General features: G+C 67.5%; 22 protein-coding genes. 13 read left to right on the forward strand and 9 right to left on the reverse strand.

Going from position 1 to position 22,878, the window contains the following annotated elements; genetic code table 11:
• Window positions 1-7: 7 nt before the first annotated feature.
• The 5 genes from ROV95_RS14570 to yeiP all read left to right on the forward strand — a co-directional run bounded on the left by ROV95_RS14570 (window position 8) and on the right by yeiP (window position 3,582).
• Window positions 8-796 carry an enoyl-CoA hydratase-related protein gene (locus ROV95_RS14570; RefSeq protein ID WP_312545011.1) on the forward strand — a complete coding sequence of 263 codons (789 nt, stop codon included), beginning with the start codon at window positions 8-10 and terminating at the stop codon, window positions 794-796.
• A gap of 2 nt (window positions 797-798) precedes the next feature.
• Window positions 799-1,200 (forward strand): VOC family protein, encoded by a 402-nt coding sequence (locus tag ROV95_RS14575; RefSeq protein ID WP_134731729.1) that lies wholly within the window; start codon window positions 799-801, stop codon window positions 1,198-1,200.
• Entirely contained in the window at window positions 1,197-2,093 is an 897-nt protein-coding gene (locus ROV95_RS14580; RefSeq protein ID WP_312545013.1) for a hydroxymethylglutaryl-CoA lyase, read from the forward strand. The genes ROV95_RS14575 and ROV95_RS14580 overlap by 4 nt, the downstream gene beginning before the upstream one ends.
• Before the next feature lie 101 nt (window positions 2,094-2,194).
• Window positions 2,195-2,965, forward strand: a complete 771-nt coding sequence (locus tag ROV95_RS14585) for an SDR family oxidoreductase (RefSeq protein WP_312545015.1) — start codon at window positions 2,195-2,197, stop codon at window positions 2,963-2,965.
• A 50-nt stretch (window positions 2,966-3,015) separates the two neighbouring features.
• Complete coding sequence (gene yeiP / locus ROV95_RS14590) at window positions 3,016-3,582, forward strand: elongation factor P-like protein YeiP (protein ID WP_005409468.1); 567 nt, start codon at window positions 3,016-3,018, stop codon at window positions 3,580-3,582.
• Window positions 3,583-3,745: 163 nt separating this feature from the next.
• Here the strand turns inward: yeiP and ROV95_RS14595 are convergent, their stop codons facing one another.
• From ROV95_RS14595 to ROV95_RS14610, 4 genes are all read right to left on the reverse strand, one after another.
• Complete coding sequence (locus tag ROV95_RS14595; protein WP_312545017.1) at window positions 3,746-4,438, reverse strand: MliC family protein; 693 nt, start codon at window positions 4,436-4,438, stop codon at window positions 3,746-3,748.
• 83 nt (window positions 4,439-4,521) lie between these two features.
• On the reverse strand, window positions 4,522-4,914 hold the full coding sequence (locus ROV95_RS14600; protein ID WP_005413199.1) for a nuclear transport factor 2 family protein: 393 nt from the start codon (window positions 4,912-4,914) through the stop codon (window positions 4,522-4,524).
• Window positions 4,895-8,044 carry a multidrug efflux RND transporter permease subunit gene (locus ROV95_RS14605; RefSeq protein WP_312545019.1) on the reverse strand — a complete coding sequence of 1,050 codons (3,150 nt, stop codon included), beginning with the start codon at window positions 8,042-8,044 and terminating at the stop codon, window positions 4,895-4,897. The genes ROV95_RS14600 and ROV95_RS14605 overlap by 20 nt, the downstream gene beginning before the upstream one ends.
• A gap of 36 nt (window positions 8,045-8,080) precedes the next feature.
• Window positions 8,081-9,226: an efflux RND transporter periplasmic adaptor subunit gene (locus ROV95_RS14610; RefSeq protein ID WP_312545020.1), complete on the reverse strand. Its 1,146-nt coding sequence runs from the start codon at window positions 9,224-9,226 to the stop codon at window positions 8,081-8,083.
• A 129-nt stretch (window positions 9,227-9,355) separates the two neighbouring features.
• On the opposite strand from ROV95_RS14610, the gene ROV95_RS14615 reads away from it, so the two are divergent.
• Together ROV95_RS14615 and ROV95_RS14620 are read left to right on the forward strand one after the other, a co-directional pair.
• The gene (locus ROV95_RS14615) at window positions 9,356-10,072 is read left to right on the forward strand and encodes a response regulator (protein ID WP_312545022.1); all 717 of its coding nucleotides are present in this window, start codon (window positions 9,356-9,358) and stop codon (window positions 10,070-10,072) included.
• On the forward strand, window positions 10,072-11,148 hold the full coding sequence (locus tag ROV95_RS14620; RefSeq protein ID WP_021204537.1) for an ATP-binding protein: 1,077 nt from the start codon (window positions 10,072-10,074) through the stop codon (window positions 11,146-11,148). The genes ROV95_RS14615 and ROV95_RS14620 overlap by 1 nt, the downstream gene beginning before the upstream one ends.
• Here the strand turns inward: ROV95_RS14620 and ROV95_RS14625 are convergent.
• The 3 genes from ROV95_RS14625 to ROV95_RS14635 all read right to left on the reverse strand — a co-directional run bounded on the left by ROV95_RS14625 (window position 11,126) and on the right by ROV95_RS14635 (window position 14,713).
• Window positions 11,126-12,922, reverse strand: a complete 1,797-nt coding sequence (locus tag ROV95_RS14625) for a DUF4105 domain-containing protein (protein WP_312545024.1) — start codon at window positions 12,920-12,922, stop codon at window positions 11,126-11,128. The two genes, ROV95_RS14620 and ROV95_RS14625, sit on opposite strands and share 23 nt — an antisense overlap.
• A gap of 40 nt (window positions 12,923-12,962) precedes the next feature.
• Window positions 12,963-13,262 carry a DUF2388 domain-containing protein gene (locus ROV95_RS14630; RefSeq protein ID WP_005409460.1) on the reverse strand — a complete coding sequence of 100 codons (300 nt, stop codon included), beginning with the start codon at window positions 13,260-13,262 and terminating at the stop codon, window positions 12,963-12,965.
• A 62-nt stretch (window positions 13,263-13,324) separates the two neighbouring features.
• Entirely contained in the window at window positions 13,325-14,713 is a 1,389-nt protein-coding gene (locus ROV95_RS14635; protein ID WP_312545025.1) for an FAD-binding oxidoreductase, read from the reverse strand.
• A gap of 169 nt (window positions 14,714-14,882) precedes the next feature.
• On the opposite strand from ROV95_RS14635, the gene serA reads away from it, so the two are divergent.
• The gene (serA, locus tag ROV95_RS14640) at window positions 14,883-16,124 is read left to right on the forward strand and encodes a phosphoglycerate dehydrogenase (protein ID WP_312545027.1); all 1,242 of its coding nucleotides are present in this window, start codon (window positions 14,883-14,885) and stop codon (window positions 16,122-16,124) included.
• 76 nt (window positions 16,125-16,200) lie between these two features.
• Here serA and ROV95_RS14645 read toward each other — a convergent pair whose 3' ends face one another.
• The gene (locus ROV95_RS14645; protein ID WP_312545029.1) at window positions 16,201-16,608 is read right to left on the reverse strand and encodes a hypothetical protein; all 408 of its coding nucleotides are present in this window, start codon (window positions 16,606-16,608) and stop codon (window positions 16,201-16,203) included.
• Window positions 16,593-17,207 carry an NUDIX hydrolase gene (locus ROV95_RS14650; RefSeq protein WP_005416355.1) on the reverse strand — a complete coding sequence of 205 codons (615 nt, stop codon included), beginning with the start codon at window positions 17,205-17,207 and terminating at the stop codon, window positions 16,593-16,595. The genes ROV95_RS14645 and ROV95_RS14650 overlap by 16 nt, the downstream gene beginning before the upstream one ends.
• Window positions 17,208-17,339: 132 nt before the next feature.
• On the opposite strand from ROV95_RS14650, the gene ROV95_RS14655 reads away from it, so the two are divergent.
• The 5 genes from ROV95_RS14655 (at window position 17,340) to mtnC (ending at window position 22,868) form a co-directional block, all read left to right on the forward strand.
• Complete coding sequence (locus ROV95_RS14655; protein WP_005416354.1) at window positions 17,340-18,815, forward strand: amino acid permease; 1,476 nt, start codon at window positions 17,340-17,342, stop codon at window positions 18,813-18,815.
• Window positions 18,816-18,897: 82 nt separating this feature from the next.
• Window positions 18,898-20,325 carry an amino acid permease gene (locus ROV95_RS14660; RefSeq protein WP_049441190.1) on the forward strand — a complete coding sequence of 476 codons (1,428 nt, stop codon included), beginning with the start codon at window positions 18,898-18,900 and terminating at the stop codon, window positions 20,323-20,325.
• Window positions 20,326-20,878: 553 nt separating this feature from the next.
• Window positions 20,879-21,520 carry a methylthioribulose 1-phosphate dehydratase gene (locus tag ROV95_RS14665; RefSeq protein ID WP_312545031.1) on the forward strand — a complete coding sequence of 214 codons (642 nt, stop codon included), beginning with the start codon at window positions 20,879-20,881 and terminating at the stop codon, window positions 21,518-21,520.
• A 91-nt stretch (window positions 21,521-21,611) separates the two neighbouring features.
• Window positions 21,612-22,169 (forward strand): acireductone dioxygenase, encoded by a 558-nt coding sequence (locus tag ROV95_RS14670; protein ID WP_005409451.1) that lies wholly within the window; start codon window positions 21,612-21,614, stop codon window positions 22,167-22,169.
• A gap of 3 nt (window positions 22,170-22,172) precedes the next feature.
• Entirely contained in the window at window positions 22,173-22,868 is a 696-nt protein-coding gene (mtnC, locus tag ROV95_RS14675; RefSeq protein ID WP_312545033.1) for an acireductone synthase, read from the forward strand.
• The last annotated feature ends 10 nt before the right edge of the window (window positions 22,869-22,878 follow it).

Consider the following 22,878-nt stretch of genomic DNA (forward strand, 5'->3'; position numbering starts at 1 on the left):
GAATCCCATGAACGATGCTTTGCAGATCGAGCGCCGCGGCGCCGTCATCACCCTCTGGCTGAACCGGCCGGAACTGCACAATGCCTTCGACGCCAGCCTGATCGCCCGGCTGACCGCCGCGCTGGAGGCCGCCGGACGGGACGATTCGATCCGGGCCGTGGTGGTGGCCGGCCATGGCGCCTCCTTCTCGGCCGGCGCCGACATGCAGTGGATGCGCGGCATGGCTGCGGCCAGCGAAGCCGATAACCGCGAGGACTCGCTGGCCCTGGCCCGGCTGATGCGCACCCTGGACGAGCTGCCCAAGCCGACCCTGGCACGGGTCCACGGCGCGGCCTTCGGCGGCGGTGTCGGCCTGGTCGCCTGCTGCGACATCGCCATCGCCAGCACCGTGGCCCGCTTCGGCCTGACCGAAAGCCGCCTGGGCCTGCTGCCGGCGGTGATCTCCCCCTATGTGATCGAGGCCATCGGCCCACGCCAGGCCCGTCGATGGTTCGCCACCGGCGAGCACTTCGATGCCGAGACCGCACTGCGGATCGGCCTGGTCCACCAGCTGGTCGAACCCGAGCGCCTGGACGAGGCGCTGGAACGCCAGCTGGCCCTGCTCGACAAGGCAGGCCCGATCGCCTCGTCCACCGCCAAGCAGCTGGTGCGGCAGGTCCGGGACAGCCATGACCGCGACACCCTGGATCGCGATAATGCCGCCCTGATCGCGCGCCTGCGGGTGTCCGCCGAGGGCCAGGAGGGCCTGGGCGCCTTCCTCGACAAGCGCGCCCCCCATTGGGTCACGGAAGCCTGAACATGCTCGATCATCTTGGTTTGACCAGCGCCGACCTGGCGCGCAGCAAGGCCTTCTTCCTGCAGGCACTGGCGCCACTGCAGATCGACGTGGTGATGGAAGTGAGCGCCGAACTGACCGGCGACCACGACCACGTCGGCTTCGGCAGCGACGGCAAGCCGTTCTTCTGGCTCGGCAATGGCGGCACCGCCAGCCACGGCGTGCACGTGGCCTTCGCCTGCGCCAGCCGCGCGCAGGTGGACGCCTTCCACGCCGCCGCCCTCACCGCCGGTGGCCGCGACAACGGCGCGCCGGGCCTGCGCCCGTGGTACCACCCGGATTACTACGCCGCCTTCGTGCTCGACCCGGACGGCAACAACATCGAAGCGGTCTGCCATCGCCCCGTCGGCGAGGTGGCTGCATGAGCGACTACGTCCGCATCGTCGAGGTCGGCCCGCGTGACGGCCTGCAGAACGAAAAGCAGTCGGTGTCCACCGCCGACAAGATCGAACTGATCAACCGCCTGTCGGCCACCGGCCTGCGCAGCATCGAGGCGACCAGTTTCGTCAGCCCGAAGTGGATTCCGCAGCTGGCCGATGCCGCCGAGGTCTACGCCGGCATCCAGCGCCGCCCCGGCATCCACTACCCTGTACTGGTGCCGAACGAACAGGGCTACGACCGCGCCCGCGCGGTGGGCGTGGAGGAAGTGGCGGTGTTCACCGCTGCGTCCGAGGCCTTCAACCGCACCAACACCAATGCCGGCATCGACGAGTCGCTGGCCCGGTTCGAGCCGATCCTCCGCCGCGCCGCCGCCGATGGCGTGCGCGTGCGCGGCTACGTCTCCACTGTGCTCGGCTGCCCCTACCAGGGCGAGGTTCCACTGGCCGACGTGGCACGGGTGGCGCGCGCGCTGCACCAGATGGGCTGTTACGAAATCTCGCTGGGCGACACCATCGGCGTCGGCACCCCACGCAAGGCACGGGCGATGCTGCAGGCGGTCGCTGCCGAGATTCCGATGGAGGCATTGGCCGTGCACTTCCACGACACGTATGGCCAGGCCATCGCCAACATCGCCACCTGCCTGGAAGAAGGCGTGCGCGTGGTCGACAGTGCCGTCTCCGGGGCCGGTGGCTGCCCGTATGCCAAGGGTGCCAGCGGCAACGTCGCCAGCGAAGACGTGGTCTACCTGCTGCGGGGCCTGGGCCTGGACAGCGGCGTGGACCTGCCGGCACTGGCCGAGACCGGCCGCTGGCTGGCCGGCCTGCTCGGCCGCGCTACCGCCAGCCGCACCGGCCAGGCGCTCGCAGCGACCGGCTGAGCACCCCGCTGCGCCGCTCCCGCTCGGGCGGCGCAGCGCACAACGGCGACGGTCGCCGCTTCCGTTAGAATCGGCGGTTCTCGAACCTGCAGGACCGTGCAATGCAGCTGTCTTCCGTACGTGCCGTGATCACTGGCGGCGTCTCCGGCCTCGGCCTGGCCGTGGCCCAGCACCTCGTCGCCCAGGGCGGCAAGGTGGCTCTGTTCGACCTCAACGACGACAAGGGTGCAGCTGCCGTTGCCGGGCTGGGTGCCGACAAGGCCCGCTATTTCAATGTCAACGTCAGCGATGAGGCGGCCGTGGCTGCAGCCATCGACCAGGCCCACGATTTCCTCGGCGGCCTGAACGTGGCGATGAACTGCGCCGGCATCCTCGGCGCCGGTCGCGTGCTCGGCAAGGAAGGCCCGATGCCGCTGGCCGGCTTCCAGGGCACGGTGATGGTCAACCTGGTCGGCAGCTTCAACGTCGCCAAGGCCGCGGCCAACCGCATGCAGCACAACGACGCCGGCGAAGACGGCGAGCGCGGCGTGATCATCAACACCGCCAGCATCGCTGCCTATGAAGGACAGATCGGCCAGGCCGCGTATGCGGCCAGCAAGGGCGGCGTGGTGTCGATGACGCTGCCGATGGCGCGCGAACTGTCGCGCTTCGGCATCCGCGTCAATACGATTGCTCCTGGCGTGTTCTGGACGCCGATGGTCGATGGCATGCCCGAAGCCGTGCAGCAGTCGCTGGCCGCCTCGATCCCGTTCCCGTCGCGCCTGGGCAAGCCGGAAGACTTCGCCAATCTGGTCGGCTTCATTCTCGGCAACACCTACCTCAACGGCGAGACCATCCGCCTGGACGGCGCTACCCGCCTCGCTCCGAAGTGATTCCCCCCCGGGCGCCGGGACGGCGCCCTCCCCCAACGACCTAAATCACCATGAAAGCCAACGACATCAAGAAGGGCAACGTCGTCGAGTACAACAACGGCGTGTACCAGATCCGCGACATCGAGCGCAGCTCGCCGCAAGGTCGCGGCGGCAACGTCCGCTTCCGCTTCATCATGTACAGCGTGCCGGGCGGCAACAAGCTCGACGCCAGCTTCGATGCCGACGACAACCTGGTCGAGGTCGAACTGCTGCGCCGCCAGTCCACCTATTCGTACAAGGACGGCGATGCCTTCGTCTTCCTCGATGACGAGGACTACACCCCGTACACCCTGGATGCGGACGTGATCGGCGACGACGCCGGTTACATCACCGACGGCCTGACCGGCATCTACGTGCAGGTGATCGACGAGCAGCCGGTGGCGATCCAGCTGCCGGCCTCCGTGGTGCTGGAGGTGATCGAGACGCCGCCGGAACTGAAGGGTGGCACCGCCACCAAGCGCCCGAAGCCGGCCAAGCTCAACACCGGCATCGAAATCATGGTGCCCGAGTACATCGTCAACGGCGAACGCGTGCTGGTGAACACCGCCACGGGCGAATTCGCCGGCCGTGCCGACTGAGCGCCTCGCGCTGATCGGCTGCCTGTTCCTGCCTGCGGCGTGTTCGCCGCAGGCAGCGGACGGATCATCGGTGGCAGCGGTTGTGTAGAGCCGAGCCCACGCTCGGCTGCTTGTGCGCCGGACAGGCACAGCAGCCGAGCGTGGGCTCGGCTCTACAGGTAGCTTACGGCTGCTTCGCGCCGAAATTGCCGCAGCCGTGGTACTGGCGGGTGCCGATGGTCAGGTTCACCTTGGCCTCGAACGCCTCGCCGCTCATGTCATCCTGGCAGGTGGTGCGCTGGAAGCTGAGCTTGACGTCGGTGCCGTCGGACGCCTTTCCGCTCCATCCATCAGCGCCCTGGGTGGGTTTGGCCACGTCGAAGCGGCGCTCGCCATAATCGACCTCCACCTGCAGGCCCGGCGCATCGCCGTCGACGACTGCAAGCCAGCCGGGTTCATTGCCGGTGGCACGGAATGCCGCATTGCCGGCGCTGCCATCGCCTTCGGTAGCTTCCACCGCATGGCACTCGCGATCCGGTTCGCCCTTCAGGCTCAGCAGGCCATCATCGCTGCCCTTGGTCCAGAAGCTGTTGCCGAGACCATCGCTGTACTTGGCGCCGGATGCCGCGCGCTCGGAGGTCATGGCGAAGCTACGCTCGCCGATCACCAGCGTGGCAGCATCCTCGCCATTGAATGTCGCGCCCACACTCAGATCACCACACTGGTAGGCGGTCTCGCTGCCACCTTCCGTGTTGGCGCTCGGCTGCGGCGTGGCAGGCGGGGTGTCATTGCTGCCCGCCGCGGGTGCCTGGGCCGGCTGGCACGCGACCAGCACCAACCCCAGGGAGGCTGCCAACAGACTGGGAACTACACGCATGGCTCGACTCCTTGTCGACACTACAGAGAGGCTCGACCCTACCACCTGTCGGTGAGCAGGGCCTGAAAGCGGCCTGACCGCACTCATGCAGCCAGTACCGCCATCGACAACAGCTGCGCGCCGCTTTCGCCGGAACTGCAGGTCCACACCCGCAGCAGGCGCAGTTTCAGCTCGCGCTCCTGGCCCTGCCCGCGCACCGACAAGCGCACGTCGCTGGACAACAATGCCAGGCGTCCGCACAGCAGCGTTTCCACCGCGTACGACTGCAGGCTGCGCACGTGCAGGTTTCCGGCCAGCCAGTCGCCCAGCCACGGCAGGTCGAGCAAGCGTCCGCCCTGCCCGTCCATCATGAACAATGCCGGCGATACCAGCGCGGTCAGCGCATCGTGGTCGTCATCCAGCAATGCCTGCCGCAGGCGCTGTTCCAGCGCTGCCAGCTGCCGCTCATGCAGGTCTTCAACGATGTCCCGTTCCATCCACGGATCCTTCCGGCATCGGCCGGCGCCTGCGCAGGCGTTGCGCGATCCACTGCCGCGCGCCCTGCACCACTACATAGAAGACCGGCACGAAGAACACCGCCAGCACCGTCGCACTGACCATGCCGCCGAACACACCGGTTCCAATCGCCTGCTGGGTTTCCTTCGACGCGCCCTGCGCCAGCATCAGCGGCACCACGCCCAGCGCGAACGCCAACGAGGTCATCACGATCGGCCGCAGGCGCAGCCGCGCCGCCTCCAGCGCCGCTTCAACCAGGCCGCGACCCTGCTGCTGCAGCTGGCGCGCGAACTCGACGATGAGGATCGCGTTCTTCGCCGACAGCCCGATCACGGTGATCATGCCGACCTTGAAGAACACGTCGTTGGGCATGCCCCGCAACAGCACCGCAGCAACCGCACCGAGCAGGCCCAGCGGCACCACCAGCATCACCGCCAGCGGGATCGACCAGCTCTCGTACAGTGCCGCCAGCACCAGGAACACCACCAGCATCGACAACAGCAGCAACCACGGCGCCTGCGCACCGGACTCCCGCTCCTGCAGCGACTGGCTGGTCCACTGCAGGGCAAAACCGGACGGCAGCTTCTCCGCCAACCGCTCCATCTCCGCCATGGCCTGGCCGGTCGACACGCCGGAGGCCGGTGCGCCGGACAGGTTCAGCGCCGGGAAGCCGAGATAGCGCTGCAGCTGCAGCGGCGCCTCGGTCCAGTGCGGCGTCACCAGCTCCGACAACGCCACCATGCCGCCTTCGCTGTTGCGCACGTATAGCTTCAGCACGTCCTCCAGCTCCATCCGGTGGGGTGCATCGGCCTGCAGGATCACCTGCTGCAGCCGCCCCTTGTTGGGGAAGTCGTTGACGTACTGCGAGCCCATCGCCGCCGACAGCGTGCTGCTGATCTGCTCGAACCCCACGCCCATCGCCTCGGCCTTGGCGCGATCGATGTCCAGCCGCACGCTGGTACCTGCCGGCAGGCCATCGGCATGCACCGCCGACAGCAGCGGGCTGGCTTCGGCCAGCTTCAGCAGCTGCTGCAGGGCCGCACGCAGTTCGGCCTGGCTCTGCCCGGTACGCGCCTGCAGGGCCAGCGAGAAGCCGGACGAACGGCCCAGGCTGTCGATGGCCGGCGGCATCACGCTCATCACCTCGCCCTCGGCAATCGTCGCCATCGCCTTCTGCGCGGCCTCCACTTCGCCGGCCGCGGTGGCCCCTGCACGCTCGCCCCAGTCCTTCAGCATCGTGTAGGTCAGCGCCGCGCTCGGGCCGGAACCGGAGAAGCTGTAGCCGAGGATCGACTGGTTGGAGCCGATGCCCGGGCGTGACGCCACGTGCCGTTCGTAGGCTTCGACCACGGCCAGCGTGCGTTCGGCGGTGGCTTCGGCCGGCAGCTGGATCGAGGTCATGAAGTAGCCCTGGTCCTCTTCCGGCAGGAAGGCGCCCGGCAGCCAGTGCAGGCCCAGCAGCAACGCCACTACCAGTGCGGCGAACACGCCCATGACCCGTCCGCTCCGCTGCAGCACCGACGCCACGCCACGCTGGTAACGCCCGGTCATCCGCTCGAAGCCACGATTGAAGGCACCGAACAGCCCGCCACGGCCATGATGGCCATGGGTGTTCGGGCGCAGCAGCGTCGCGCACAACGCCGGCGTCAGGCTCAGGGCCAGCAGCGCCGAAAACAGGATCGACACCGCCATCGCCACGGTGAACTGGCGGTAGATGGCGCCCACCGAGCCGCTGGCCAAGGCCATCGGAATGAACACCGCGGTCAGCACCAGGGTGATGCCGATCACCGCGCTGGTCAGCTCGCGCATCGCCTTGATGGTCGCCTCGCGCGGCGGCAGGCCCTCCTCGGCCATGATCCGCTCCACCCCCTCGACCACCACGATCGCGTCGTCGACGATGATGCCGATCGCCAGCACCATGCCGAACATGGTCAGCACGTTGATCGAGAAGCCCAGCGCCAGCATCACCGCAAAGGTACCGAGCAGCGCGATCGGTGCGACCAGCGCCGGAATCAGCGTGTAGCGCCAGTTCTGCAGGAACAGGTACATCACCGCGAACACCAGCAGCATCGCTTCCAGCAGCGTCTGCACCACCTTCTGGATCGAGATCTTCACGAACGGCGCGGTGTCGAACGGGATGCTCGCCTCCACGCCGCGCGGCAACAGCGGCGCCAGTTCGGCCATGCGCTCACGGACCGCCGACGCCGTGCGCACCGCATTCGCGCCCGGCCGCAGCTGCACCCCGGCAGCGGTGGCCGGATGGCCGTCCTCGCGGGTGCCCCAGGCATAGCTCTGCGCGCCCAGTTCGACGCGGGCGACATCACCCAGCACCACCCGTGAACCGTCGGCCCCGGCGCGCAGTACGATCGCCGCGAACTGTTCCGGCGTGGACAACTGGCCGTCGGCGCTGAGCGGCACGGTGATGCGCTGGCCTGGAACACCCGGCGAATCACCGATGCGCCCCGGCGAGATCTCCAGGTTCTGCTGCTCGATGGCAGCGGCCACGTCACCCATGGTCAGCCCATAGCCGGTCAGCCGGGTCGGGTCCAGCCACACGCGCATCGCCTGCTCCGCACCGAACAGCTGCACGCGGCCGACGCCATCGATGCGGCGCAGCTCCTCGATGATGTTGCGCGCCATGAAGTCGCCCAGTGCGGCCTCGCTGACGCTGGCATCGGGCGAACGCAGGCCGACCAGCATCAGGAAGCCGGAATCGGCGGCCTCCACGAACAGGCCGTTCTGGCGCACGCTGCGCGGCAGGCGCGGCTCGATCGCCTTGATCCGGTTCTGCACGTCAACCTGCGCCAGCTCCGGGTTGGTACCCGGCTTGAAGGTCGCAGTGATCGAGGCTTCGCCGGAGGTGTCCACCGACGACTCGAAGTACAGCAGGTGCTTGACGCTGGACAGCTCGCGCTCGATCAGGCCAACCACGGCATCATTCAGCGTCTGCGGGCTGGCACCCGGGTAGCTGGCATAGATGCTGACGCTGGGCGGGGCGACTGCCGGATAGCGCTCCACCGCCAGCCGCGGGATCGCCAGCACGCCGGCCAGGATGATGAAGATCGCCAGCACCCAGGCGAACACCGGGCGATCGATGAAGAAACGTGCCATGTTGGATTTTCCTGGAGGGACCGGCCCGGAACAGGCTCAGCCCTTGCTGCCGGCCTGCACTGCACCGGCGCTGGCAACCGGCATCTGCCAGTCGCGCGCATCGACCACCACGCCTTCCTGCAGGCGCTCCTGGCCCTCGACCACCACTTTCTCGCCGGCCTTCAGGCCCGTGCGCACCAGCCACTGGCGATCGACACTGCCGTCCACTTCCAGCGTGCGGATCACCGCCTTGCCATCGCCACCGATCACCCAGGCATAGGCCTGGCCACCGGCACTGCGCAGCACGGCCTGCTGCGGCACGGTCAGTGCGCTGGCCGGCGCACCCCGCGGCACCTTCGCGCGCACGTACATGCCGGGCAGCAGCTGGCGCTGCGGGTTGTCGACCAGGATGCGCAGGATCACATCACCGGTGCGCGCATCGACATTGATACCGGAGAACAGCATCTGGCCACGTTCGGGCAGCGGCCTGCCGGCCGCACCGATGATCGTCACCGGCAGCTCGCCGCCACCGGCACTGCGTTGCAGCGACTCGAGCTGCGCCGCTGGCTGGCGCACATCGACGTAGACCTGGTCGATCTGCTGCACCACCGCCATCGGCTCGGCATCGGCCACGCCGACCAGTGCACCTTCGGTCACCAGCGCCTGGTCGATGCGACCGGCAATCGGTGCACTGACCGTTGCATAGCGCAGGTCGAGCTGGCGGCGGGCCAGGATCGCGCGCGCCTCGTTCACCGCGGCACGGGCCTGTTCGTATTCCGCAGTGGCATCGTCGCGATGCTGCTGGCTGACCGCCTGCGCGGCCGCCAGCGCATGCAGGCGCTGCGACTGCACGCGGCTCCGGCCCAAGGCGGCCTCACTGCGCTGCAGCGCGGCCAGTGCCGAGTCGACATCGGCACGGAACGCCGCCGGATCAATCTGGAACAGGGCCTGGCCGACGCGCACTTCCGCACCCTGCTCAAACAGCCGGCGCTGCACGATGCCGCCCACCTGGGCACGGATCTGTGCGGTGCGTACGGCGGCCACGCGGCCGGGCAGTTCGTCATCGCGCTGCACGACCTGTGGGCCGACAGTAACCACGCTGACGCGCGGTGCCGCTTCGGGGGTGGCCTCGGGGGCGGAGCAGGCCGTCATGGCCAGGGCGAGGGCCGCGATCAACGCGACCGGAGTCCTGAAGGTTCTCATTGCTGTGCACAATGCCGCGCGGGCGGCTGATAGGTTCTGAAGCGTGCAGTCTGCGGGGCGATGATGGGGTTTCGATGGAGGAACTGTGGAGATACGATGGAGGCAAGCACCTTAAGGCCCCGCCCCTGCATGCATGCCTCCCCTGCCCTCGCCGCCCTCGTCCTGATCGTCGAGGATGAGGCCGAGATCGCCGATATTCTCACCGCCTATCTGGAACGCGAAGGACTGCGTACGCTGCGCGCCGCCGACGGCCACAGCGCGCTGGACCTGCACCGCAGCGCCCGCCCCGACCTGGTCCTGCTTGATGTGCAGCTGCCGCGCCTGGATGGCTGGAGCGTGCTGACCCAGCTGCGCCAGCGCGGTGAAACGCCGGTGATCATGCTGACCGCACTGGACCAGGACCTGGACAAGCTCACCGCGCTGCGCATGGGCGCCGACGACTACGTGGTCAAGCCGTTCAATCCGGCCGAAGTGGCAGCACGCGTGCGCGCCGTGCTGCGGCGTACGTTGCGCGCCTCGCGCATGGACGCACCGACCGCGCTGCGGGCGGGCCCGCTGCTGATCGACTCGGCTACCCATGCCGTGCATGTGGAGGGCGAAGGCTACAGCCACGAAGTGCTGCTCACGCTCACCGAGTTCAAGCTGCTGCACTGCATGGCGCTGGCGCCGACCCGCATCTTCAGCCGCAGCGAACTGATGCACGAATGCCTGCCGGAAAGCGAAGCGCTGGAACGCACCGTCGACAGCCATGTCAGCAAGCTGCGCCGCAAACTCGATGACGTGGGCATGGTCAACGTCCCGGCCAGCGTGCGCGGTGTCGGCTACCGGTTGATGGCCGACCGCTGATGGCGCGCCTGCGCCGTTCCGGGCTCAGCCGCCACATCATCATCTCGATGTCGCTGATGGTGATCGGCGTCATCGTGATGATGATCCTGTCGTCGTGGCTGCTGTACGCGGTGCTGGTCGAGTTCTTCCCCGGCAGCACCGAGGAGCCGGAAAGCTGGCTGCCGACCGGGCCGGAACTGGCATGGATGGTGGGCGTGATCCTGACCGGACTGGCGCTGGCCATCGCCGCTTCGTTCCGTCTTGCGCACCGGATCCTGTCGCCACTGAATTCACTGGTGGACAGTGTGCGTGCGCTTGCCGGCGGCGACCTCGGGGCGCGCGCGAGCGTCGAGGAGAATTCGCCGGGTGAAGTGGCGACCCTGGTCGAGGACTTCAATGCAATGGCCCGCCGCCTGCAGCACATGGAGAGCGAGCGCGCGATGTGGCACGCGGCCATCGCCCATGAGCTGCGCACGCCGGTGACGATCCTGCGCGGTCGCCTGCAAGGGCTCGCCGAGGGCGTGTTCCAGCCGGACGAGTCACAGTTCCGCAGCCTGCTGGCGCAGGTCGAGGGCCTCTCGCGCCTGATCGAGGATCTGCGCGTGCTGAGCCTGTCCGACAACGCGCGGCTGGACGTACGTCGCGCGCGCACCGATGTGGTGGCCGAAGTGCATTCGGTGATGACCCTGGTCGATCCGCAGTTCCGCGCCGCCGGCTTCGTGCTGGAGCTGGAAACCAGCCGCGAGGAACACAACGCGCACTGCGACCCGACCCGCCTCCGCCAGGCGCTGCTGGCGCTGCTGGAGAACGCACGCCGCTATGCCAGCCCGGGCAAGGTGCGGATTGCCGTGCATGACACACCGGGACATGTGCAAGTGGCAATCGAGGATGAGGGCCCGGGCATCGATCCGGAGCTGCACGCCGACATCTTCAGCCCGTTCATGCGTGCCGACGGCTCACGTTCACGCCAGGGCGGCGGCAGTGGCCTCGGCCTGGCGGTGGTCAAGGCCATCGCCGACGCGCACGGCGGCCGCGTCTACTGCACGGCGGGCAACGCCGGCGGCAGCCGTTTCGTCATCGAACTGCCGCGCCAGTAGCGGGCGTGGCTGCCTGTTCCCGCAGGCGCGCGCCAAGTGCGGCGAGGTTGGCATCGATCGCATCCATCTCGTTGCGCTGGCCCACCGGCAACTGCTGGCGCAGTTGCACGCGCAGCGCCTGCCAGGCCGGCACCGCCTCTGCGCTGGCAGTGGCAACCGCTTCGGCCAGCACCGCCTGCTCATCGGCCAGCGGCAACCCGTAGCCATCGTCGACCAGCAGCGTACCCGGGCGCAGCCATTGCCCACCCTGCTCCAGCAGCTGGCGCAGGCCGCGCGTCTCGGCACTGTCCGGTGCCGCCAGCAGGCGCCGTTTCAGCACATCGCGCGCGCGCAGTTCGGCGCGGCGTTGCGCAGCCTGTTCCAGCAGCAGCAGCCCGGCGCTGGCACGCAGGTCACCCTGCAGCAGCCAGGGCGCACGCTGCTGTGCGGGCAGCTTCAGCCAGCCACGCACATCGCGCACCGGCAGGTCCAGCTGCGAAGCCGCCACATCGAACAACTGCTGATAGTGATCGCGCGCCGAGGCAAAGTAGTAGCCCTGCGCCTGCGCTGCATTGCGGTCCGTCAGCACCTGCTCGTCCAGCACATGCAGCCGGGACAGCCGACGCTTCAACCCGCGCGGACTCAGCTGGGCCAGCCCGGCCTCCCCCAGGCGCGACACACCCGCCTGCAGCAGCTTTGCGGTTTCCACCGCGCAGTTGTTGCTGACGAAGTAATAGCGCCCGTCATAGCTCCAGTGCACCTGTGCAGTGCGCTCGAGCAGGCCGGCGATCTCGCCGGGCGACAACTGCAACGGCAGCGACTGTAACCCACGCAGTTCCACCTTGGTGTACTCGTCCACCACCTGCTGCAGCGGCAGCACGAACAGGCGCGAGGGATAGCCGCCGCTCAGGCCACGCCAGTTGGAAATCTGCACATCACCTACGAATGCGCGGAACGACAGCACGCGGTGGTACTCCAGGTCCAGGCGGCAGTCTGGCCCCGGCGCACGGCCCGGCCGGCAGATCACCAGCCGCAGCATGCTGTGCCCCCAGCGGCTCATCGGCTGCGCACTGCCTTCGGCGAACAGGTAGTCCACGGCGTAGACGCGCGAAGGATCGAGCTGCAGCAGCGATGCCGCACCCTCTTCCGATTCGGCCTGCAGCAATGGCAACGTGGCCGCGCAGTGCGACTGCGGCAGCGATGGCGGTGTTCCGAAATGCGCCTGGTACCACTGCGCCAATGCCGGGCGCCGGCAGGCAAACTCGGCATCGAGCACGAAATGCTCGGCGTTCACTGCCAGGTACTCGGCCGGGTCCTTCAGCTCATAGGCATCCGGACTACGGTCACGGAAGTCGTTGCCACCACGGCCAAGATGCCAGGGCTTGCGCTGCCATCCGGCCAGGTCGAGCCAGCGCGCACTGCGCGACCAGTTCGCACCGCTACGGTCTGCAACATGGGTCAGTTCATGCACCAGCGCGCTGCGCCGGGCACGGCGGGCGCCGGGCGCACTGTCGCCCAGCAGGCTCCGGCGCAGCGCGATACGGCCAGCGAAGGTGCGGCCATGCACATCGGCCGGCAGGTCATCCGTCCAGCGCACCCGTACCTGCGCCGGCAACGCAGCCAGCAGGCCGTCCGGCAACAGTGACTGCACGTCAGCCAGGGTCTGGCTGGCGAGCTGCTGCTGTGCCGGATCGAGACCGGACGCATCAAGCTGCAGGCGATCAGCGGCGTGCGCGACGTGAGCGATCAGCAGTAGAGCCACGCCATGCGTGGCTGCGTTCCGTGCAGATGTCATGGCGTTGCCGGCCCGCGGCCGGCACTACCCGAAGGCGGGATCAACGCGCCAGCAGCGCGCGGGCCAGTTCCAGGTCGCTCTGCTGCTGCGCGGCAGCGCTCTGCTCACGCAGGTGGACCAGCGCGGCCTGCAGGCGGGCGCCACGGATCTGGCCGTCGCTGGCGATGAACGCGGCGGCATCGTCGCGTGCGGCCTGCACCACCTTGTCGTCGCCCGAGCTGCTGGCCGAAGAGCCCGACGATGCACCGGTGGCGGAACCGGCCGAGGTGCCGGCGAAGCTGGAAGCGAAGCCGGCCAGCGGCAGGGACAGCAGGGCGAGCAGCAGAAGCGGACGGGTCATCGGTTCGAAGCCGGTTGTGAGGATGCGTGGAGCGTAACGGGTGCGTGAAGGATTTGCCCGGCTCAAACGTCGAACAGCTTGCCGGGATTCAGCCGCGCTTGGGGATCGAACGCACGTTTGACCGCCTTCATCAGGGCGATCTCGGCCGGGCCGCGGGTGCTGTCCAGGTAGCCCTTCTTGACCAGGCCGATGCCGTGTTCAGCCGAGATGCTGCCATCGAACCGGGCCAGCACCTGCGCCAACAGCTTGGTCACGTGTTCACACTGCGCCACGAAATCGGCGTCGCTGGTGTCGTCGGGCTTGAGCACGTTGATGTGCAGGTTGCCGTCACCGATGTGGCCGAACCAGACCACGTCGAAGTGTGGGTAGGCCTGCCCGATCAGTGCCTGGGTCTCGGCCAGGAACGCAGGCATCGCCGAGATCCGCACCGAGACGTCGTTCTTGTAGGGTTTGTAGCGCGCCAGCGATTCGGTGATGCCTTCGCGCAGGCGCCACAGCTGGGCGGCCTGGGCGTCGCTGGCACTGATCACCCCGTCGCTGACCCAGCCGTTGCCCATGCAGTCCTCGAAGGCGGCCATCGCCGCCGCTTCCTGCGCTTCGTCGTTGGCGGCGAACTCGGTGACCACGTAATACGGGTGCACCTCGTCGAACGGTGCCTGCGCACCATGCGCCAGCACGTGCTCCAGCGCCCGGTCAGTGAAGAACTCGAAGGCCTGCAGCTGCAGGCGCGCGCGGAACGCGGCGAACACCTGCATCAGCACCTCGAAGCTGGGCACGGCCAGCAGCATCACGTTGCTGGCTGGCGGCGGATCGGTGAGTTTCACTGTCGCCTCGACGATCACGCCCAGCGTGCCTTCCGAACCGATCAGCAGCTGGCGGAAGTCATAGCCGCTGGAGTTCTTGATCAGGCCCTTGTTGAGCTCCAGCAGTTCGCCGCTGGCGGTAACCACCTTCAGCCCGGCGATCCACTCGCGGGTGTTGCCGTAGCGGATCACACGGATGCCGCCAGCATTGGTGGCGATGTTGCCGCCGATCGTGCACGACCCGCGTGCAGCGAAATCCACCGGATAGATCAGGCCGTGGTCCAGCGCGGCGTTGTGCACGGCCTCCAGCGGCATGCCGGCCTGCACCACCAGGGTGCGATCGACCGCGTTGTAGGCCAGCGCCTTGTTCATCCGCTCCAGGCTGAGCACCAGCTCGCCATTGGCCGCCACCGCGCCACCGGAAAGGCCGGTACGGCCGCCGGACGGCACCACGGGCACGCCCTCACCCGCACTCCAGCGCATCACCGCCTGTACCTCCTCGACCGTGGCCGGCAGTGCGACCGCCAACGGCGCCGGCGTCCAGCGCCGGGTCCAGTCGCGCCCGTAATGCTCCAGGTCGGCCGGGTCGGTCTTCAGCTTCAGGCCGGGACAGGCCTGCTGCAGCGAGGCAATGCGGGAATCGGTCATGACGGTCCAGCGCGGGGCGTGAAGAACGGGCAAGCGTGCCAGCGGCACGCGCCAGCGTCCAGCCCTGCGAGCAGGCAGATAGCTACGGATGCAACCAATTGCGCACCGCACCATGAGCGCTGCGATCTGGCATAGTGGTTGGCCCCTGTCCCACTGGCCGTGTTGCCCCATGTCGCCGAAGAAGACCTCGTTCCCGAAGCAGGATATCCGCGTGCTGTTGCTGGAGGGGGTCAGCCAGACCGCCGTGGAGGTGTTCAGCGCGGCCGGCTACAGCCAGATCGAGGCGCACACCAAGGCACTGCCCGAGGACGAATTGAAGGCGCGCATCGCCGAGGCGCACATCGTCGGCATCCGCTCGCGCACCCAGCTCAGCGCCGAGGTGCTGGCCGAGGCCAAGCGCCTGATCGCGGTGGGCTGCTTCTGCATCGGCACCAACCAGGTCGACCTGGACGCGGCCGAACTGGCCGGCATCCCGGTGTTCAACGCGCCCTACTCCAACACCCGCAGCGTGGCCGAACTGGTGACTGCCGAGGCGATCATGCTGACCCGTGGCATTCCGCAGAAGAACGCCGAATGCCATCGCGGCGGCTGGTCGAAGTCAGCCAGCGGCAGCCATGAAGTGCGCGGCAAGACGCTGGGCATCATTGGTTACGGCCACATCGGCACCCAGGTCGGCGTGCTGGCCGAATCGCTGGGCATGCAGGTGATCTTCCACGACGTGGAAACCAAGCTGGCGCTGGGCAATGCCCGTGCAGCGGCCAGCCTGGACGACCTGCTGGCGCGCGCCGACATCGTCACCCTGCACGTGCCGGAGACCCCGTCCACGCAGTGGATGATCGGCAGCACCGAGCTGGCGAAGATGCGCAAGGGCGCGCACCTGATCAACGCCGCGCGCGGCACCGTGGTCGACATCGATGCGCTGGACGCGGCCCTGGCCAGCGGCCACGTCGGTGGCGCCGCGCTGGACGTGTTCCCGGTCGAGCCGAAGGGCAACGGCGATATCTTCGAATCGCCGCTGACCCGCCACGACAACGTCATCCTCACCCCGCACGTCGGCGGCAGCACGCTGGAAGCGCAGGACAACATCGGCGTGGAAGTGGCGGCCAAGCTGGTGCGCTACAGCGACAACGGCAGCACCCTGTCGGCGGTCAACTTCCCGGAAGTGACCCTGCCCGAACACGAAGACAGCCTGCGCCTGCTGCACATCCACCAGAACGTGCCGGGCGTGCTGTCCAAGGTCAACGAGATCTTCTCGCGCCACAACGTCAACATCGACGGCCAGTTCCTGCGCACCGACCCGAAGGTGGGTTACGTGGTGATCGACATCACCGCCAGCGAGGCGCAGGCCGCCGCCGTGCGCGACGAGCTGGCCGCGATTCCGGGCACGCTGCGGACGCGCATTCTGTATTGAGCAAGGCGTCGCCGGGCATGCCCCGGCGGATTGCTTCCGGCATTGCGCCATCCACGCATGGCGTGGATGGAACACCTCAGGACCTTACGGCGTGGAGGTTCTTGTAAAAGTCCCAATGGATCAGAACCCTGTCTTCCATCGACAGGAACAGCGTATCGACGAAATCCAGCTCCTCGGCATGAGCCAGCCAGTCCTGCAGGCGGCTGCCCAGTGAAGGTACCGCCCCATCCACCTGGACAACCGTCAACGCAGCCTCGCTTGGCAAGCCAACAGCATCTGCAATGGCGCTCAACTCCTGCGCCAGCCGCTCCCGCCCCACCCCGGGGACCTCCAGGCGCGATGGCACGCGCTCCCAGTCGATGCATGTGATGACTGGCAATGCAGCCTTGATCATCGCAAGGGCAGCATCCTGCTTCGCCTCGCCACAGGCATGAGCCGCAACAAACGCGGCACAGCCGTCCGAGAGCATCAACGTGCCAGCCACCGGCGCGCCATGCGCTGCATCGATTCATCCGATTCGGGGTCGGCCGCGACTTCGGTCACCGGCCGCCATGCCAGGTCAAGTGACTCCTCGCTGAGCACGAATGCCTCGCCACCGAGCGCGCGGATCACGAAACGCACGTCGTAGTGCCAGTGCCCCGGCACATCCTTGCGCTCCGGAATCCAGTGCTTGTCCAGATCGAAGATGGCCGGGTCTTCCAGCACCAGCCCGCTCAGGCCGGACTCCTCCTCGGCCTCCTTCAGCGCCACCTGGGCCAGGTCGCGGTCGCCGTCGGCGTGGCCACCCAACTGCAGCCAGCGCTGCAGCTTGCGATGGTGGGTCAGCAGCAGGCGCTGGCCGTCGGCGCTGACCAGCCAGCAGCTCGCGGTGAAGTGGCCTGCAAGCCGCTCACGCCGGAACGGATCTTCCGGATCATCCAGCAATGTGCCGAATTCGGCAGCCAGTGCGTCGTGGGCGGGCTCGCGGCGGGCATAGTCCCGCAACAGACCGCGCAGGCGATCGTCAAGCACGGCAAGGGTTTCGGCGGTCTGGCGCATGAATGGGGGCGGTTCGGAAAAATACTGCTCATTATCGCCGTTCATTGTTGCGATTGCGCTTGTGCGTTGGCTTCAGCTTTGGCTAAGGTACAGCGGGCTGTTCGCACGGCCTTCACCATTCAAGGCAGCCGGCAACGTATCGGCCGCCCACCCCATCCGATCACTAGGAAGTACTGCATGCTGAAAGCTCTGTTGAGGGTCAAGCCGGTCCAGCCGGCCGGGCACGTCGATGCCGGCGAACCCATCGAAGGCAGCCTGGACGGCGAAGCCACGTTGAAACGGACCCTCACGGCTAAACACCTCATCCTGCTGGGCGTGGGTGCGGTGATCGGCGCAGGTATCTTCGTGCTGACCGGCCAGGCCGCAGCCAACCACGCGGGCCCGGCGGTCATGCTGTCGTTCGTGCTGGCCGGTTTCGCCTGTGCGCTGGCGGGCCTGTGCTATGCCGAGTTCGCGGCGATGATGCCGGTCTCCGGCAGTGCCTATTCCTATTCCTATGCCACCCTCGGCGAAGGCATGGCCTGGTTCATCGGCTGGTGCCTGGTGCTGGAGTACCTGTTCGCCTCGGCATCGGTCGCGGTGGGCTGGTCGGCCTACCTGATCAGTTTCATCACCACCACGCTGCACATGCCGTTCCCGGACCTGCTCAGCGCCGCGCCCATCGCCTGGACCGGCAGCGAGTTCGTCTCCTCCGGCAAGCTGTTCAACCTGCCTGCGGTGCTGATCGTGGCGGCGGTGTCCGGCCTGCTGTACGTGGGCGTGACCCAGTCGGCCTTCGTCAACGCCATCATCGTGGCGATCAAGGTCACCGTCATCTGCCTGTTCATCGGCATCGGCGCGGCCCATATCGACCCGGCCAACTGGCAGCCGTTCATTCCGGAAAACACCGGCGTGCCGGGTGAGTTCGGCTGGAGCGGCATCTTCCGCGCGGCCACCATCGTGTTCTTCGCCTATATCGGCTTCGATGCGGTCTCCACCGCCGCCGGCGAAACCAAAGACCCACAGCGCAACATGCCGATCGGCCTGCTCGGCTCGCTGGCGGTGTGCACCATCGTCTACATCATCGTCTGCGCGGTACTGACCGGCATGATGCCGTACCACCTGCTGGGCACCGACAAGCCGGTGGCCACCGCACTGGAGCCCTACCCGACCTTGTCGTGGCTGAAGACCCTGGTCGAGATCGGCGCCATCGCCGGCCTGTCCTCGGTGGTGCTGGTGATGATGATGGGCCAGACCCGCATCGCCTACACCATTTCCCGCGACGGCCTGCTGCCGAAGTTCTTCGGCAAGGTCCACGCCCGGTTCCGCACGCCTTACTGGGCCACGATCGTGGTCGGCGTGATCGCCGCCGCGCTGGCCGGCCTGGTGCCGCTGAACGTGCTCGGCGAACTGGTGTCGATGGGCACCCTGCTGGCCTTCGCCACCGTCTGCATCGGCGTGCTGGTGCTGCGCTATACCAAGCCGGAGATCCATCGCCCGTTCCGCGTACCGGCGGTGTGGATCATCTGCCCGCTTGGCGCCGCGGCCTGCCTGTTCCTGTTCTGGCAGGCGTTCGTGGTGCACTGGCACCTGTTCGTCGGCTGGACCGTGCTGGGCATGCTGATTTACCTCGGCTACGGCATGCGCAACAGCAAGCTGGCCAAGTCGCCCTGATCCGCCTACGGGCCGGCCTCGCGCCGGCCCGTCCGTTTTCCCCGCGCGCCGCTCTTGGCGCGCTTCGACAAGACCACCACACATGTTCAAGCAACTGTGGGCCACCAAGCACCCGCATGCCGCCCATGAAGACGCCAACGGCCTGAGCCTGCGCCGCCACCTAGGCCCCTGGGGGCTGACCGCCCTCGGCATCGGCGCGGTGATCGGCGGCGGCATCTTCGTCATCACCGGCCAGGCGGCCGCCAACCACGCCGGCCCCGCGATCATGCTGTCGTTCGTGCTGGCCGCCATCTGCTGCGCCTTCTGCGCGCTGGCCTACGCCGAGTTCGCCTCGATGGTGCCGGTCTCCGGCAGCGCCTACACCTATACCTATGCCACCTTCGGCGAACTGTCGGCCTGGTTCATCGGCTGGATGCTGGTGCTCGAATACGGCGTCTCTGCATCGGCGGTGGCGGTCAGCTGGACCGGCTACTTCCTCAGCCTGCTCAGCCAGTTCGACATCCATCTACCGGCGGCGCTGGTCAGTGCGCCACTGGACGCACAGCTGCGGCCCACCGGCGCGATCGCCAACCTGCCCGCCGCGGCACTGGTACTGTTGCTGACCTGGCTGTGCTACGTCGGCATCAGCAAGTCCTCGGCGATGAACATGGCAATGGTCGTGCTCAAGACCGGCCTGATCGTGCTGGTCATCGTGGTCGGCTGGAAGTACGTGGACACCAGCAACTGGACCCCGTTCATTCCGGCCAATGAAGGCCCGGGCAAGTACGGCATGGAAGGCGTGCTGCGTGGCGCGGCGATGGTGTTCTTCGCCTACATCGGTTTCGAGGCGGTATCGGTGGCGGCCCAGGAATCGAAGAACCCGCAGCGTGACATGCCGATCGGCATGATGCTGTCGCTGGTGATCTGCACCGTGCTGTACATCGCGATGGCCGCAGTGATGACTGGCCTGGTGCCGTTCCAGCTGCTGGGCACCGACGAGCCGGTGGTGACTGCCGTGGCCGCACACCCGCAGCTGGGCTGGCTGCGCTGGGTGGTCGAGGTCGGCGCGCTGGTCGGCCTGTCATCGGTAGTGCTGGTGATGATCATCGGCCAGCCGCGCATCTTCATGATCATGGGCCGCGACGGTCTGCTGCCGCCGGTGTTCACCAGGATCCACCCGAAGTACCGCACCCCGCACATCAACACGGTGATCACCGGCATCGGCATCGCGCTGCTGGCGGCGCTGTTCCCGCTGGACATTCTCGGCGAGCTGACCTCGATGGGCACGCTGATTGCGTTCGCGGCGGTCTGCGCCGGCGTGCTGATCCTGCGCCGCACCCAACCGGACCTGCCGCGCCCTTTCCGCATGCCGATGGCCTGGCTGATCTGCAGCCTGGGCGTGCTGAGCTGCCTGGCGCTGCTGTCGGCGATGACGATGCACAACTGGATGCTGATGGGCGTCTGGACCTTCGTCGGTTTCGTGATCTATTTCTGCTACGGCTTCAGGCACAGCCGCCTGCGTGTGAAGTAGGGTTTTTTGCATTGCAGGGCCTGCGGCCCTGCACCCGCTGGAGCAACGTCAACAGCAACAGCTGGACTGAGGGTTTGGCGGGGAGGGGGGAGATTGCGGGGGACGCTGCAAGTACATCCCTGTAAGCTCGGTCGCCGCATCCATGCGGCTCACGCCCCCGCAACCTCCCCCCTCCCCGCCTCCGACAGTCTCCTGGCACGTCCGGTAGATCCACGCCATGCGTGGATGAATTGCGTCTGAGAGATGAATTCTCTCCGGTCGATGAATTCCCTGTAGAGCCGAGCCATGCTCGGCTCCGAGCAAGCGCAGCGCCGCGACCCGCTTTTCGCTTTTCCTTCTTCACTCCGTGGCCGGCCGTACACAGGAACCTGTCAGAGGCGGGGCGGGTGGGCCGTGTAGGGGCGTTGGCGCCATGGATGGCGCCATCGAGCTTACAGGGACGTACTTGCAGCGTCCCCTGCACGGCCCACCTGCCCCGCCCCGCCCATGAACCGCTCTATACGACCAGCCACGAGGGGCTCAGCCGTTGGCCGAATCCAGTAAAATCGCCGACATGAACGCCCCCACCTTCCCGTACGACACCGCGCGCCTCAGCGAACTGGCCCAGCTGCTGATCGACAACGTCCGCGAACTGGCCCACGCCGGCTGGACCCCGGCCACCAGCAGCAACTTCTCCCACCGCCTGGACGATCGCCACGCCGCGATCACGGTGTCCGGCAAGGACAAGGGCCGCCTGATCGAGAACGACATCATGGTGGTGGACTTCGACGGCCAGGCCGTGGGCCGTCCGTTGCGCCCGTCCGCCGAGACCCTGCTGCACACCCAGCTGTACCGCCGCTTCCCGGAGGTCGGCTGCGTGCTGCATACGCATTCGCCGGTGCAGACCATCGCCTCGCGCCTGTATGCGCCGCAGGGCCACATCCGCCTGGAGGGTTACGAGCTGCTGAAGGCCTTCGCCGGCAACAGCACCCACGAGATGGCCATCGACGTGCCGGTGTTCACCAATACCCAGGACATGAACGTGCTTTCGCAGCAGGTCGATGACCTGCTCGACCGGCAGAACCTGTGGGGCTACCTGATCGACGGCCATGGGCTGTACGCCTGGGGCCGCGATATGGCCGAAGCACGCCGCCACCTGGAAGCGTTCGAATTCCTGTTCCACTGCGAACTGGAACTGCGCAAGCTGCGCAGCTGAACCGGCGCGCAGGTGCAGATGCCGATCCGGAATCTGCGCCCCGCCCCCACCCTGCTACCCTGTCTTCCCCCAAGACGTTCAAGCTGCCGCCATGAGCCGACTGCGCATCTACGACGACACCCGCCCCGAATCGCCGCTGCTGGACACCCAGGACGGCGCGGTCATCGCTGCCGAACTGCAGAAGATCGGCGTCACCTTCGAGCGCTGGCAGGCCACCGCGCCAGTCGCGCCGGGCGCCAGCCAGGAGGAAGTGTTCGCCGCCTACCGTGCGGACATCGACCGACTGGTCGCCGAGCGCGGCTTCAAGAGCGTGGACGTGGCCTCGATCGCCCCGGACAACCCGAACCGCGCCGAGCTGCGCAAGAAGTTCCTCGACGAGCACTTCCACAAGGAAGACGAGGTGCGCTTCTTCGTCGCCGGCTCCGGCCTGTTCACCCTGCACGTGGGTGACAAGGTCTACGAGATCGAGTGCGTGAAGGACGACCTGATCGCCGTGCCCGATGGCACCACCCACTGGTTCGACATGGGCGATGAACCGAGTTTCGTGGCGATCCGCTTCTTCACCGAGCCGGACGGCTGGGTGGGTCATTTCACCGGCACCGACATCGCGCAGAAGTTCCCTCGTTACGTACCCACCCAGGCGTCCTGATCCATGCAAGCCCGCGTCATCCTGACCGACATCGAAGGCACCACCAGCAGCATCTCGTTCGTCAAGAACGTGCTGTTCCCCTATGCGCGCAAGGCGTTGCCCGCGTTTGTCGCCGAGCATGGCCAGCAGCCGGACGTCCGCCGCTGGCTGGATGCGGTCGCTGCCGAGATCGGCGGCGCCTGCCAGGACAGCCTGGTGGCCGAAACGCTGCAGGGCTGGATCGACCAGGACCGCAAGCACACCGCACTGAAGGCGCTGCAGGGCCTGATCTGGGACGAAGGCTACCGCCGCGGCGACTACACCGCGCACTTCTACCCGGAAGTAGCGCCGGTGCTGAAGGGCTGGCACGCTTCCGGCCTGCCGCTGTACGTGTACTCCTCCGGTTCGGTGCCGGCGCAGAAGCTGTTCTTCGGCTTCAGCGATGCCGGTGACCTCAGCCCGCTGGTGTCGGGCTGGTTCGATACCGAGATCGGCGGCAAGCGCGAGGCCGACAGCTACCGCCGCATCGTGCAGGCCATCGGCGTACCGGCCGGCGAGATCCTGTTCCTGTCCGATGTGGTGGAAGAGCTGGATGCCGCCCGTGAAGCCGGCCTGCAGACGCGCCTGATCGACCGCCGCGACGACTACCCGATGCCGCGCACCGGCCAGGCCGCCAATGGCCACGAGCGGGTCGAGAACTTCCAGCAGATCCAACTGTAAAAAAGAAAGG

The sequence above is a fragment of the Stenotrophomonas maltophilia group sp. msm1 genome (assembly GCF_032025805.1).
Taxonomy (GTDB): Bacteria; Pseudomonadota; Gammaproteobacteria; order Xanthomonadales; family Xanthomonadaceae; genus Stenotrophomonas; species Stenotrophomonas hibiscicola.

What these genes read in the sequence shown, in the direction of transcription:
- ROV95_RS14570 (WP_312545011.1), top strand. Translation starts at nt 8, where the DNA reads ATGAACGATGCTTTGCAGATCGAGCGCCGCGGCGCCGTCATCACCCTC.
- ROV95_RS14575 (WP_134731729.1), top strand. Translation starts at nt 799, where the DNA reads ATGCTCGATCATCTTGGTTTGACCAGCGCCGACCTGGCGCGCAGCAAG.
- ROV95_RS14580 (WP_312545013.1), top strand. Translation starts at nt 1,197, where the DNA reads ATGAGCGACTACGTCCGCATCGTCGAGGTCGGCCCGCGTGACGGCCTG.
- ROV95_RS14585 (WP_312545015.1), top strand. Translation starts at nt 2,195, where the DNA reads ATGCAGCTGTCTTCCGTACGTGCCGTGATCACTGGCGGCGTCTCCGGC.
- yeiP (WP_005409468.1), top strand. Translation starts at nt 3,016, where the DNA reads ATGAAAGCCAACGACATCAAGAAGGGCAACGTCGTCGAGTACAACAAC.
- ROV95_RS14595 (WP_312545017.1), bottom strand. Translation starts at nt 4,438, where the DNA reads ATGCGTGTAGTTCCCAGTCTGTTGGCAGCCTCCCTGGGGTTGGTGCTG.
- ROV95_RS14600 (WP_005413199.1), bottom strand. Translation starts at nt 4,914, where the DNA reads ATGGAACGGGACATCGTTGAAGACCTGCATGAGCGGCAGCTGGCAGCG.
- ROV95_RS14605 (WP_312545019.1), bottom strand. Translation starts at nt 8,044, where the DNA reads ATGGCACGTTTCTTCATCGATCGCCCGGTGTTCGCCTGGGTGCTGGCG.
- ROV95_RS14610 (WP_312545020.1), bottom strand. Translation starts at nt 9,226, where the DNA reads ATGAGAACCTTCAGGACTCCGGTCGCGTTGATCGCGGCCCTCGCCCTG.
- ROV95_RS14615 (WP_312545022.1), top strand. Translation starts at nt 9,356, where the DNA reads ATGCATGCCTCCCCTGCCCTCGCCGCCCTCGTCCTGATCGTCGAGGAT.
- ROV95_RS14620 (WP_021204537.1), top strand. Translation starts at nt 10,072, where the DNA reads ATGGCGCGCCTGCGCCGTTCCGGGCTCAGCCGCCACATCATCATCTCG.
- ROV95_RS14625 (WP_312545024.1), bottom strand. Translation starts at nt 12,922, where the DNA reads ATGACATCTGCACGGAACGCAGCCACGCATGGCGTGGCTCTACTGCTG.
- ROV95_RS14630 (WP_005409460.1), bottom strand. Translation starts at nt 13,262, where the DNA reads ATGACCCGTCCGCTTCTGCTGCTCGCCCTGCTGTCCCTGCCGCTGGCC.
- ROV95_RS14635 (WP_312545025.1), bottom strand. Translation starts at nt 14,713, where the DNA reads ATGACCGATTCCCGCATTGCCTCGCTGCAGCAGGCCTGTCCCGGCCTG.
- serA (WP_312545027.1), top strand. Translation starts at nt 14,883, where the DNA reads ATGTCGCCGAAGAAGACCTCGTTCCCGAAGCAGGATATCCGCGTGCTG.
- ROV95_RS14650 (WP_005416355.1), bottom strand. Translation starts at nt 17,207, where the DNA reads ATGAACGGCGATAATGAGCAGTATTTTTCCGAACCGCCCCCATTCATG.
- ROV95_RS14655 (WP_005416354.1), top strand. Translation starts at nt 17,340, where the DNA reads ATGCTGAAAGCTCTGTTGAGGGTCAAGCCGGTCCAGCCGGCCGGGCAC.
- ROV95_RS14660 (WP_049441190.1), top strand. Translation starts at nt 18,898, where the DNA reads ATGTTCAAGCAACTGTGGGCCACCAAGCACCCGCATGCCGCCCATGAA.
- ROV95_RS14665 (WP_312545031.1), top strand. Translation starts at nt 20,879, where the DNA reads ATGAACGCCCCCACCTTCCCGTACGACACCGCGCGCCTCAGCGAACTG.
- ROV95_RS14670 (WP_005409451.1), top strand. Translation starts at nt 21,612, where the DNA reads ATGAGCCGACTGCGCATCTACGACGACACCCGCCCCGAATCGCCGCTG.
- mtnC (WP_312545033.1), top strand. Translation starts at nt 22,173, where the DNA reads ATGCAAGCCCGCGTCATCCTGACCGACATCGAAGGCACCACCAGCAGC.